Below are 12,716 nucleotides of genomic sequence, written 5' to 3'. Positions count from 1 at the left end.
ATGTGCCGTCCCGGATTTTTACCAGATCGGCACCACGCCGCGCGCCCTCGCCTTTGCATCGCATTCCCGACTATCTTTTGCCCCTGAACTTGTGATTCCGGGAAAGGATCGATGATGGCCACTGAAGATGTGCACACGTTGATTGTTGGCGCGGGACAGGCCGGGATTGCCATGAGCGCGCATCTCAGCCGCCATCGGGTTCCGCATCTGGTTCTGGAGAAGGGGCGGATTGCGGAAAGCTGGCGCACGGCGCGCTGGGATTCGCTGGTGGCCAATGGTCCGGCCTGGCATGATCGCTTTCCGGACCTCGCCTTTCCTTGTGATCCGCAGTCCTTTGTCGGCAAGGAGGGCGTGGCGGATTATTTCGAAGCCTATGCGCGCCGGCATGAGGCGCCGGTGCGGTGCGGCGTGGAGGTGACGGGCGCCGAGCGGCTTCCGGGCCGTCCCGGTTTTCGCATGGAAACCTCGGACGGGATCATGACGGCGCGCAATGTGGTGGTGGCCACGGGTCCTTTTCGGGTACCCAGCATTCCGGCCCTTCTTCCGCCCTTGAACGGCATTACCGAGCTTCATTCCAGCGCCTATCGCAATCCGCAGCAACTGCCGGAGGGCGCGGTGCTCGTGGTGGGCTCCGGCTCTTCCGGCGCGCAGATTGCCGATGAACTGCTGCGGGCGGGACGCGACGTCCATCTCTCCATCAGCCCGCATGGCCGCCCGCCGCGCCGGTATCGCGGTCTCGATTGCGCCTGGTGGCTCGGCGTGCTCGGCAAATGGGACGTACAGGCTGAAACACCGGGCAAGCAGCATGTGACGATGGCCGTCAGCGGCGCGCGCGGCGGTGAGACCGTGGATTTTCGCCGCATGGCGGCACGCGGCATGAGGCTGCTGGGCACGGTGCGCGGCTATGCGGATGGCAGGATTCTGCTGGCTTCGGACCTTGAAGAGAACCTCAAGCGGGGGGATCAAAGCTATCTCGCCTTGCTGGACGAAGCCGATGCCTTTGTCACCCGTAACGGTCTTGACCTGCCGGAGGAACCGCAAGCCCGGGAGATCGGCCCTCTCCTCGACGGCCTGACCAACACCCCGCACGACCTCCACCTCGCGGAGGCGGGGATCACCACCATCATCTGGGCCACAGGCTTTACCTTCGATCATCGCTGGCTGCGGGTCGACGCCTTCGACGAGGCGGGAAAGCCCCGGCATCAGCGCGGCGTTTCCAGCGAAAGAGGCCTCTATTTCCTCGGCCTGCCCTGGCTTTCCGGCCGGGCCTCCAGCTTCATCTGGGGCGTCTGGCACGATGCGCGGTATATTGCCGACCATATTGCCGGCCAGGACCGCTATCTGGAGCAGATCACAACCACCCCTTAAAACTACAGGGAAAAACTCAAGTTTAAAGTTGACTCTTTTACACATGTTAATATGGTCCCCCTCGATTGCGTCGCGGCAGACGGGATTGCCGCGATCAGGACATGAGGGGAATGCATATGACGGACGGAAGGGACATGCGGAGCACAGGAATTGCACCGCAGAAGAAGAGTCTAAAGGTTAGGGCATCGGTCAGCCACACGGCTTTGCTGGCCGGTCTTGCAGGTTTTGGCCTTCCCCTGTTGACCCTTCCGGCGCTTGCCGAAGATGGGGTCACCGATCTTCCGACCATTGTCGTGACCGGCAAGACCAGCAGGCCCGTCGGCCCCGATGACAGCATTGTCGCCAAGGAGACGCTGACCGGCACCAAGACCGATACGCCGATCATCGATATTCCCTCCGCCGTTTCGGTGGTGACGGTGAAGGAGTTGGAAAAGCGCAAGGTGACCGATCTGCAGGAAGCGGTTTCCTACACGGCGGGGGTGCTGACGGATGAGTTCGGCTCCGATGACCGCTATGATTATTTCCGCATCCGCGGCTTCGATTCCACCACGCTCGGCACCTATCGCGACGGGCTGAATGCCCGTATTCCGGCCTGGTATACGGCGGCCCGCGTCGAGCCTTACGGGCTGGAGCGGGTGGAGGTGCTCAAAGGCTCCACCTCCAGCCTGTTCGGCCTGAACAGCCCCGGCGGGCTGATCAACGCCATTACCAAGCGCCCGCAGGATACGCCGCATGCGGAGGTCTATACCACGCTCGGCGATCATCACGTCGAAACCGGCACCGATTTCGGCGGGCCGATCGACCCGGACGGCGTGTTCAGCTACCGCGTCACCGCCAAGTGGCAGAATGCGGATCTCGGCCGCGACTATTCCAATGACAACCGCGTCTATGTGGCCCCGGCGCTGACCATCAGCCCGGATGCTTCCACCTCGTTCACGCTGCTGACCGATTACAACAAGCGCAAGACCTCTCCCGCCACCGGCATTCCGCAGGGCGTGAACCTCGATATCGGCACCTTCCTGGGCGAGCCCGATTACAACAAGTTCAACACCACCCAGAAGGATATTGGCTATCTTTTCTCCCATGAATTCGACAATGGTCTGACCTTCCGCCAGACGGCGCGCTATTCCCATGTCGACCTGGATTACCAGCAGGTCTATGGCGCCACCACCGATGCCAGCGCCGACCGCTCGGCCTTTGCCGTGAAGGGCAAGGCGGACCGTTTCGCCATCGATAACCAGCTGGAATACGATTATTCCAGCGGCATTCACGAGACGAAGACGCTGATCGGCACCGATTTCGCCTATGACGATACGGCCGAAGATATCGATTTCGGCACGGCCAAGGGCATCGATATCTATAACCCCAGCTATTGCGGTCTCTCCTGCATCAATGCCTCGCCCTGGATCTATTGGCGGGTGAAGCAGGCGGCTCTTGGCGTCTATGCCCAGGAACAATGGACCATTGACGATCGCTGGATGATCACCGCCGGTGGGCGCTATGATTATGTGAACACCAAAGCCGACTACCTGCTGACCGGCACCAGCGACAACAACACGGCGGAAGCCTTCACCAAGCGCATCGGCCTGAGCTACAAGATCACGCCGGAACTGGCCGCCTATGCCAATTACTCCACCTCCTTCCAGCCGCTGGTGACGCCGACGGCCAATGGCTACAGCGTCGGCGGCAGCCTGAAGTCGCAGCAGGGCGAGCAATATGAAATCGGCATGAAATACAAGCCGGACAGCTTCGATGCGCTGTTCACCATGGCGCTCTTCGATCTGACGCAGACCAATGTTCCGGCCAATGTCACGCCGGTGCTGCAACGGCAGATCGGCAAGGTGGGCGTGCGCGGCGTGGAACTGGAAGCCAAGATGGCGCTGGACGATCGCTGGAACGCGACGCTCGCCTATTCCTACTGGGATGGCAAGATCAAGGAAGACGGCACCTCCGGCAATGCCGGAAACCGGCCCGAACGCGTGCCGGACCATATCGCCTCCGCCTGGCTGGATTATACCATTCCCGGCAACGGCCAGCGCGGCGACCTGAACATTGGCGGCGGCGTGCGCTATATCGGCAGCAGCTTTGGCGATGCCGCCAACACGGTGAAGGTGGGCGGTTATACGGTGTTCGATGCCGCCGTGACCTACAAGGCCACCGAACATGTGACGCTGGCGCTCAATGCCAAGAACCTGTTCGACCGGGAATATGCCACCACCTGCTATTTCGGCACCTGCTATTACGGCGACCGGCGCACGGTGCTGGGCACCGTGAAAGTGAGCTGGTGAGGAATGGCGGCGGAAACCTCGCATCAGAAACATGAGGAGGCGGGCTTGAATGAGCCCGCCTTTGCCGATCTCGGTGCGCTGATCGCCCGCGAGACGCAAAACCGCTACCCCTATGCGGGCAGCCAGTTTCTGCTACAGAGACCGCAGGATCTGGACGTGCTGCCCTGTGCGTCACTGACCGATCCCGCCGTGCTGCAAGGGCTGATGCAGCGCTTTGCCGCCACCTTTCCGCCCGGCACAGATCGCCGGGCGCTGATCTCCTACTGGTCATTGTTTTATGTCAGCGGGCTGGTGATTGCACCGGCCCTTTGCTGGCTGGAACTGCGGCGCATCCTGCCGCTGGCACTGACGGAGCTTTCGCTGCTGATCGATCCCGAAACCGGCCTCCCGCGCGGTTTTCTCCTGCCGCATGCCGGCCATGTGGAGCCTCAGGCGGATATGCATGCCGCGATGCAGACCGCCCTTGGCGATCATCTCGATCTGCTCATTCCCGTCATCGCCCGCGAAAGCGGGCTTTCACCGAAGGTGCTGTGGAACAATGCCGCAGCCTATCTCACCTGGATGATCCATGAGATCGGCCGTCAGGGTGCGTCCACTCTTGATGCTGAAGGCATGGCGGCGATGATTACGCCCAGCCATTTCCCGGACGGGCGGAAAAATCCCTTTCACAAGGCCATCCGCATCGATCACGACGCAGACGGCGCCTATCTCGGCCATCGCCGCATCTGTTGCCTGCGCTATGCCGTGCCGGGTGTCGGCGGCTGCGGCGCGATCTGCCCCGTGCCGGAGGGGCGTTGTTCGCCTCGGGGGTGAGGTAGCCCAAAAGGCCCTCATTCTTTATTTTTACGCATTTCCGAACGGAAAACCGGTGCCCACTTTTCCTGAAAATGCTTTGTTTTCACGCATTTTCGGACGGAAAACCGGTGCCCACTTTTCCTGAAAATGCTTTATCTCCTCCGCATCAGCAGGATCAGGAAGGGTGCGCCGATCAGGGCGGAGACGATGCCGGCGGGGATTTCGTAAGGGTAGACGATCATGCGCCCGGCCCAGTCAGACATCATCATCAGCACGCCGCCGATCAGGGCAGCGCCCGCCATGTGCGCAACGGCACGGGTGAGCCCGGCCTCGCGCGCCAGATGCGGGGCCATCAGCCCCACGAAGCTCAAGGGCCCGACGCTCAGCGTTGCCACGGCGCTGAGAAGACCCGCCAGCATCAGGAGCAGCAACCGGGCCGGTTTGAGCGGAACGCCAAGGGCGCGGGCGGCTTCCGGGCCGAGCGGCAGAAGATCCAGCCAGCGGCGGCTGGCCAGCGCCGCCAGCACCAGCAGGCAGGCGGCAGCGGCCACCGTCAGCGCCTGCGGCAGATCCACCATATAGGTGGAACCACTCATCCAGCGCATCAGGAATATGGCGCGGGGATCGCCGGTGGCGCCCAGCACACCCACCACGGCATCCACCATGGCGCTGAGCGCAATACCCGCCAGCAGCACCCGTTCCGGGGCAAGGCCGGAGCGGATGGCGAAGAGGAAGATCAGCCCCAGGATGGCAAAGGCCCCCGCCGCCGCAAAGCCGATCTGCAAGGGCAGGCTGAGCGCGGTGAAGAAGAACAGGCCAAGCGTGACGCCGAAGGTTGCCCCGGCGCTGATGCCCAGCACTTCCGGGCTTGCCATTTCATTGCCGGTGAGCCGTTGCAGGATGACACCCGCCACAGCCAGCATGGCGCCAGCCGCAAAACCCGCCAACGAGCGCGGAAGGCGCAGCGGCAGGATGTCCTGCCAGAGATCCGGCGTCAGCAGCGCCCATTCCCCCTGCCCCAGCCGCCCAACAAAGAGCGCCACGCCAATGAGAAGCATGAGCAACATCAGCGCAAAAATCAGCCCGCGCCTGCTCCAGCGCCACCCGGCGCGGTGGCGCGGTGTCTGCGTCATCACCCGGTGGCGCACCTTCAGGCGCGGCAGGAGAAGCAGCAGCAGCGGCGAGCCGAACACCGCCGTCACCGCCCCGGTCGGCAGAAGATCGCTGAAGGAACCGGCCAGCAGCATCAGCGCGCAATCGGCAAAGAACAGCAGGAAGGCCCCGATCAGGCTTGCCCAGATGAGAAGCGCGGCAGGCCGCCTTGCGCCCGCCAGACGCGCCAGCGTTGGCGAAACGAGGCCGATGAAGCCGATCACCCCCACCGCGCTGGTGACAAAGGCCGCCAGCGCCACGGCGAGCGTGACGGCGCAAAACCGCAGCGTCGTGGTGTTGAGCCCCACGCCTTTCGCTCCCGCCTCGCCGAGGTCGATCACCGTCAGCGGCCGCAGGATCAGCGCCGCCAGCAGCGCCACCAGCCCCACCTTCGGCAATAGCGCCAGCGGAATGGCAAAGCTCTGCTGCGACAGCGAGCCGGCGCCCCAGATGAACAGGCTGACCAGATAGCGCTCATGCAGCAGCATCAGCACGGCAGAGAGCGCCCCGCACCACAGGCTGATGATCAGCCCGGCCATGACCAGCGAAAACGGCGAAAACGACCGCCGCGCACCCAGCAAAAACACCAGCCCAGCCGCAAGCCCGCTGCCGATCAGCGCCACCAGATCGCGGCCCAGCCCCAGAAGTGCTGGAAACCACAGCATGGCGATGACGATGGCGAGATTGGCGCCTGCGGAAATGCCGAGCGTGGTGGGCGAGGCCAGCGGATTGCGCAGCACCTGCTGGAACAGCGCGCCGGAAAGAGCAAGCGCCGCCCCTGAGATCAGCGCCGTCGCCATGCGCGGCAGGGTGGAGTAGACCAGCACCATGCGGTCGATATCATAGCCGCCGGATTGAAAGAGAAGCGGCCATTGCGGGCCGATCAGCATGCCTGCGAGAACAAGACCGAGCGCGGCCAGGAGCAGTGTGACCAGAACCGGCAGGCGGTGGGAGGCAAGAGCGGTCATGCCGTTTGCTCCAGATAATCGGTGATGATCCGGGCAAAGCGCAGCGCCTCGTTGACGAGGCCGAACATCAGCGCCCCCGGCAGGATGGCGAAACGCCCAGGCTGGCTGAAGGGCAGCGCCTGCCAGAGCGGGCTTGCCGAAAGTTTCGGCATGATATCGGGATCGGGCGGATAGAAGATCAGGAGCCGCGTGTCCGGATTGCGGATTTTGGCGAGATTTTCGATACCGAGCGTCTCGAAGCCCCAGAAATTGCCGGTGGCCTTCCAGGCATTTTCAAGGCCCAGCCGCATGAGCACATTGTGATAGAGCCCCGGCGCGCAATAGATGCGCATATGCCGGGCATCCATGAAGCTGACCATGGCGACGGGCGGCGCGCGCCTGCGAGCCAGCCGTTCCCGGCAGGCATCGAAAAACGCATCGGCGCGGGTCAGAAATGCCTCCGCCTCGGCCTGCCGCTCCACCCGGGCGGCCAGCGCCCGGGTGGTCGCATAGGCCTTGGGCAGGATATCGCCGCCCTCATCGGAGTAGACGGTGGCGCGGAAGACCGGCGCAAGCTTTTCCAGCCGCGGCAGCAGCGCGTCATTATAAACCGTGGTGAGGATGAGATCCGGCTTGCGGGCGACCAGCGCCTCCATGTTGATTTCCCAGGAGGAGCCGAGGTCAATCACCTCCTTCGGCATGGCGGGCTCGATCACCCAGCGGTTCCAGTCCGCCAGCGAGGTGACGCTGTCCGGCACGAGGCCGAGCGGCAAAAGTGTCGAGGCAAGGCCGTAATCCAGGCAGGCAATGCGCTGAGGGCTTGCTGCCCGCGCCGCCGGAACCGGCAGGGCAAGCGCCGCCGAAAGCGCCAACAGGCGGCGGCGGGTCAGCGCGCCTTCTAGAGCGCTTTTCGATCTGATTGAATCAGATCGGCGCTCTAACATTTTATTTTTGAAGCATAATCTTATTCGTCCTCGTTTCACTCCGGTCGGATTATGCTCTAAAGAGGACAGGCGATCAGCAGACATAGGCAAGCGGTATCCCCAGCACCGGATGCTCGGTGACGTCCATGTCAACGCCGTAGATCGCCTTCAACGTCTCGCCGGTCATCATGGTCTGCGGCGTGCCGCTGGCGATCAGCCGCCCGCCCTTCAGCGCATGCAGCCGGTCACAGAAGCGGCTGGCCATGTTGATATCATGCAGCACGATGATGACGCTCAAACCCTTTTCCCGCGACAGGCGGCGGATCAGCGCCAGCACCTCGATCTGGTGGGCAATGTCCAGCGCCGAGGTCGGCTCGTCGAGCAGCAGGCATTCGCTGTCCTGCGCCACCAGCATGGCGATCCAGGCCCGCTGCCGCTCGCCGCCGGACAAGGTCTCCACCAGCCGGTCGGCCAGCGGCTCGATATGGGTGAGGCGAATGGCCTCCTCCACCTTGGCCCGGTCGAGATCGGAAAAGCGGCCAAGGGCGCCGTGCCATGGATAGCGCCCGCAGGCCACCAGTTCGCGCACCGTCATGCCCTGCGCCGCCGTGACATCCTGCGGCAGGAAGGCGAGCTTGCGGGCAAAATCGCGCGCGCCATAGGCCGCAAGCGGCTGTCCGGCAAAGGCAATGCTGCCTGCCGCCAACGGATGATGGCGGCCGAGAAGCTTCAGCAGCGTGGACTTGCCCGAGCCGTTATGGCCGACAAGACCAGACACCTCGCCCCGGCGAAAACCTAGGGTGATATCCTGCAGCAGAGACCGGCCATCCACGGCAAAACCGACATTCCGCGTCTCGAAAATCAGCGGTGGCGCAAGGGGGGCGGCAATCTCGTCAGTCATGGCAATCCTGAAGCGGCAAAGATGAGGATGCGCAACCGAAAGCCGATTGAGCAAATCCCCTAAAACATGATAGGAATATTCAACTATATGCAGTTGCTCTTCGCTGCAAGAGAGCGATTTCCTCAAACCGGCACGGATCATCATCAAACCCGCATGAGCTATCTTCCCCGCATGTCCAACCGGATCGACGGATTTTCCGTCCGTTCCGGCCTGCACCGCCGCTATTGGAACGGCATGGTGGCCGATCTCTGGTCGGTGGATTGCACGCCGGATGCGGGCGGCGTCTATCTCGGGCACGATCCGCGGCTGTTCATTCTGCTGGAGGCCGAGGGCGCGGAGGATGGCGCGCTGGACATGGCGGAAATCGGCGGCCCGCGCATTGGCGGATGCGCGGTGCGGGCGGTGCATTTCATTCCCGCCGGGCTGGAAATGACCACGGCAACGCGGCGGCTGCGGCGGTTGAAACATCTCGACCTGCATTTCGACACCGATCTCCTGACGCGGCGCTTAGGCGAGGATGTCGATATCAGCGCGCTTTCGGCACCGCGCTACCGGCTGCAGGAGCCCGGGCTGCTGGCGCTGGCGGATCTGATCGCCGCGGAAGTGGCAAGTCCGGAGCCGCTGCATGATCTCTATGGCGACGGGCTGGTAACGGCGCTGCTTCTCGATGTGCTGAAGATCCGCCCGGGCGAAAGCCGCAAGCGCAGCCCGCTGGCCGCCTGGCAGGTGAAGCGGGTAACGGATTACATTGCCACCCATTGCCTGCGCATCATCCGGCTGGAGGAACTGGCGGAACTGACCGGGCTTTCGCCTTCCTATTTCAGCCATGCCTTCAAGGCTTCCACCGGACTTTCTCCGCATCAGTGGCAGATGAAGATGCGCATTGAGCGGGTGAAGGACCAGCTGAAAAATCCCGACATTCCGCTGACCGTGATTGCCGCCGATACCGGTTTTGCCGATGCCGCGCATTTTGCCAGAAGCTTTCGCCGCGCCGTGGGCATGTCGCCCTCACAATGGCGGCGCGCCTGCCTTTCATGAGGCACAAGGCTGCACTCCGCTGTTCGCAGACATCCGTTTTGACCAAATCCTTTCAAGCCAGCGCGGTTTTGAACAAGCAGCGCAAAAATACATGAGTTAGTTGCTCATATATTCATGTTTGGCTGAAAATGAGCGAAGAAAAGACCCGGCACTGAGCGGGCATGGGGTGATGATGGGGATGAGGTCTATGACGGCATGGAGAGAATTGAAGACCGGAACGGCGATCGCAGCGCTGCTGTTACCGGGCATCGCCTTTGCCGAGGACACGGTGACGACCCTTCCGACAATCGTCGTGGAAGGCAGCGGTGAAACGGCGACCGGGCCGGTCAAGGGCTATGTGGCAACACGCACGGCCACCGGCGCGAAGGCCGATGTGCCGCTGAAAGAGGTGCCGCAATCGGTCTCCGTGGTTGGCGGGCAGGAAATGTCGGATCGCGGCGTGACCAACAAGGTGGATGAGGCGCTGCGCTACACTGCCGGGGTCTATACCCAGCCCTTTGGCGCCGATGGCGATACCAACTGGTATTATGTGCGCGGCTTCGACGCCACCCAGACCGGCACCTTTCTCGATGGGCTCAATCTCTGGAGCTATGGTTTCGGCGGTTTCCTGATCGATCCGGTGGCGCTGGAACGGGTGGAGGTGCTGAAAGGCCCGGCCTCCGTGCTCTATGGCGGCGCCAATCCCGGCGGCATCATCAATATGGTCGGCAAGCGCCCGACCGATGAAAACGCCCTGACCACCGAAGCGGGTATCAATTCCGATGGCAATGGCTATGTCAGCTTCGATCTGAACAGGGTGGTGAAGGACAGCGACGTCTCCTACCGCGTCATCGGCAAGCTGGCGGGCGGTCACAAGGCCGCCGATTATGCCAGCGATTTCCGTGGCGTGATCATGCCTGAGATCAGCTGGTCGCCGGATGACGGCACGAAGCTGAACCTCTATGCCTATTACTCCTATCTCGACCAGACCTCCGGCACCAACGGCTTCCTGCCCTATGTCGGCACGGTGGAAAAGGCCTCCTTCGGGCGGATCGACCGGGATGCCAATTATGGCGAACCGGACAGCGATTACAGCTATTCCCGGCAATTCATGCTGGGCGGCGAATTCTCCCACGAGCTGGAAAATGGCTGGACCTTCTCGCAGACCGCCCGCTACGCCCTGGTCAACCGCTCGGAAAACGCGCCCTATACCTATGGCTATTACGATGCGGCCACCGGCAGCAATTACCTGAACGAGCCTTCCAGCGCGGACGCGCAATTGACGCGGCTCGGCTTCAACCATCACACCGAAGTGCACTCCTTCGGCCTGGACAACCGGCTGAACGGCGAAGTGGAAACGGGCGCCATTCGCCACGAGATCATGCTGGGACTGGACTACAAATGGTACCAGATGGACAGCGTGCAGGCGAGCGCGCTGGATACGCCGATCAGCGCCACCGATCCCGTCTACGGCACGGTGCAGCCGGCCAACAGCGTCTATCTCAACCAATTGCTGCGCCAGCAGCAACTGGGCGTCTATGCACAGGATCAGCTGCATTTCGGTGATGGCTGGATCGTCACGCTGAACGGGCGCTATGATACGGTCTGGACCCGCTCCAACGACCGCACCGCCACCAATGCCGATTATCACTCCACCGATGGTGCGGCGAGCGGCCGGGCGGGACTGGCCTATGAATTCGACAATGGCGTCACACCCTATGCCAGCATCGCCACCTTCTTCAACCCGCAGATCGGCACGACGCTGGGCGACCCGCTGAAGCCGGAGGAAGGCGAGCAGTATGAAGCGGGCGTGAAATATGAGCCAGGCTTCTTCCCCGGCATGATCACCGCTTCGGTCTTCAACATCGACAAGCGCAACTGGACGGTGACCAATCCCACCACCTTCATCTCGGAGCAGATCGGCAAGGTCCGCTCGCGCGGCTTCGAGCTGGAAGCCAAGGCGGATATTGCCGAGGACTGGAAGGCCACCGCCTCGTTTACCTATCAGGATCTGGAAATCCTGCGCCATGCCGACACGTCGCTGATCGGCAACACGCCTTACCTGACGCCGAACGTGCTGGCCTCCGCCTGGCTGGATTATACCGTCCCCACCGGCCGGCTGGAGGGCCTGAGCCTCGGCGGCGGCATCCGGTATCAGGGCGAAAGCTGGGCCGACATGGCCAACACCAAGAAAGTGCCGGATGTGGTGCTGTTCGACGCCGCCCTGCGCTACACCAAGAACGACTGGACAGCGGCCATCAATGTCAACAACGTCTTCGACAAGACATATGTCTCCGGCTGCCAGGGCCTGCTGGTCTGCGGCTATGGCGAAGGACGGACGGTGACGCTGAAGATCTCGAAAAGCTGGTAGTACGGAGAGCGTTTCAGTGTTTCGATGAAACACTGAAACGCTCCAGCTCTTTGTTGTTACGTGTTTGCCCTACCGCAGCAAATCAAGGCTGGGGCTGTCGATCTGGCGGATGGAGAGCGTCGACATCAGCCGCGCCAATTGCTCGGGCGTGGCGGCGGGATCGCAGTAGCGCAGCGTCACGCGCACGGGCAGATTGAGGTCATTGTTTTTCTGCGTTTCGAAGCCAACGGTGGTCACCTGCTTGAAGGGGTTGGGATCACGGATGGCCTGCCAGGCGTAGACGCAGGCGCCATTCTTGCCCAAGCGGCCGGTGGCGACGCCATATTGGCCATAACTGTTCTGGCGAATGGTCGGTTCGACCACCATCTTCACCCCCGGAAACAGGCCTTTCACATCCTTCGACGCATCCTCATAGGCTGCCGGCTGGCGATAGCGCGGACTGTCTTCCAGGCCGATTTCCAGGGTCAGGCTGTTTGCGGGAAGCTTGCCCTTGGCAGAACTCGCATAGTAGAGGGTTTGAAACGCGGCCTTGGGTTCGACATGGCTGGCATAATTCACCACCGGCGCCTTCACCGCCGCAAGATGTGCCATTTCCAGACGCGGCGCGCCGGGCTTGACCAGCGAAGCGCGGGTTTTGGCGGGCGAGATCATCGCCACCCGATCGGCGGCCTGAGCCTCCCATACCAGCGACAGGCCGGTGAGTAGAACAAGGCCGGTCAGGCCTGCCTTCACGATCTTTGCAGGGATTGTTTGCGTCATCGTCCTTCGCCCGTCCTGTTCATCGTGCCTACCCACTGTTTCCTCTGCCGGAAAGCGCGGACGAGACAACATCAAGCACTTACTTTTCCCGCAAATGGGATCGCGTCCCGCCCATTTCCAGAGGCAAACCTGCTTCGATTTAGCGGTGCAATCCTAAACGAAATCCTAACGATCTTTTCAGCTCACGCAAACACA

9 protein-coding genes are annotated in these 12,716 nt (G+C 62.3%); 5 read left to right on the top strand and 4 right to left on the bottom strand.

The genetic code is table 11. The features are described from left to right. The first annotated feature begins 114 nt into the window (after positions 1-114). From QO005_RS17045 to fhuF, 3 genes are all read left to right on the top strand, one after another. Positions 115-1,368, top strand: a complete 1,254-nt coding sequence (locus QO005_RS17045) for a flavin-containing monooxygenase (RefSeq protein WP_307159347.1) — start codon at positions 115-117, stop codon at positions 1,366-1,368. A 134-nt stretch (positions 1,369-1,502) separates the two neighbouring features. Continuing rightward, positions 1,503-3,656, top strand: coding sequence for a TonB-dependent siderophore receptor (locus tag QO005_RS17040; RefSeq protein WP_307159267.1), 2,154 nt, complete (start codon positions 1,503-1,505; stop codon positions 3,654-3,656). A 45-nt stretch (positions 3,657-3,701) separates the two neighbouring features. Beyond that, on the top strand, positions 3,702-4,469 hold the full coding sequence (fhuF, locus tag QO005_RS17035) for a siderophore-iron reductase FhuF (protein WP_307159266.1): 768 nt from the start codon (positions 3,702-3,704) through the stop codon (positions 4,467-4,469). Positions 4,470-4,603: 134 nt separating this feature from the next. Here fhuF and fhuB read toward each other — a convergent pair whose 3' ends face one another. From fhuB to QO005_RS17020, 3 genes are all read right to left on the bottom strand, one after another. Further along, entirely contained in the window at positions 4,604-6,571 is a 1,968-nt protein-coding gene (gene fhuB, locus QO005_RS17030; protein WP_307159265.1) for a Fe(3+)-hydroxamate ABC transporter permease FhuB, read from the bottom strand. Continuing rightward, the gene (locus tag QO005_RS17025; RefSeq protein WP_307159264.1) at positions 6,568-7,494 is read right to left on the bottom strand and encodes an ABC transporter substrate-binding protein; all 927 of its coding nucleotides are present in this window, start codon (positions 7,492-7,494) and stop codon (positions 6,568-6,570) included. Before QO005_RS17025 ends, fhuB begins: the two co-directional genes overlap by 4 nt. A 73-nt stretch (positions 7,495-7,567) precedes the next feature. Next, positions 7,568-8,374, bottom strand: coding sequence for an ATP-binding cassette domain-containing protein (locus QO005_RS17020; protein ID WP_307159263.1), 807 nt, complete (start codon positions 8,372-8,374; stop codon positions 7,568-7,570). A gap of 153 nt (positions 8,375-8,527) precedes the next feature. Between QO005_RS17020 and QO005_RS17015 the strand changes: the two genes are divergently transcribed. Further along, on the top strand, positions 8,528-9,412 hold the full coding sequence (locus QO005_RS17015; RefSeq protein ID WP_307159262.1) for a helix-turn-helix transcriptional regulator: 885 nt from the start codon (positions 8,528-8,530) through the stop codon (positions 9,410-9,412). A 169-nt stretch (positions 9,413-9,581) separates the two neighbouring features. Then, positions 9,582-11,762, top strand: a complete 2,181-nt coding sequence (locus QO005_RS17010) for a TonB-dependent siderophore receptor (protein WP_370878093.1) — start codon at positions 9,582-9,584, stop codon at positions 11,760-11,762. Positions 11,763-11,831: 69 nt separating this feature from the next. On the opposite strand, the gene bcsN is transcribed toward QO005_RS17010, so the two are convergent. Then, a complete protein-coding gene (gene bcsN / locus QO005_RS17005) occupies positions 11,832-12,521 on the bottom strand; it encodes a cellulose biosynthesis protein BcsN (protein ID WP_307159260.1) in 690 nt (229 codons plus the stop codon). Positions 12,522-12,716: the final 195 nt, after the last annotated feature.

This window comes from Allorhizobium paknamense (assembly GCF_030815125.1).
GTDB lineage: Bacteria > Pseudomonadota > Alphaproteobacteria > Rhizobiales > Rhizobiaceae > Allorhizobium > Allorhizobium paknamense.
Note: the sequence above shows the minus strand (reverse complement) of the source record. Positions and strands in the feature narration are given on the sequence as shown.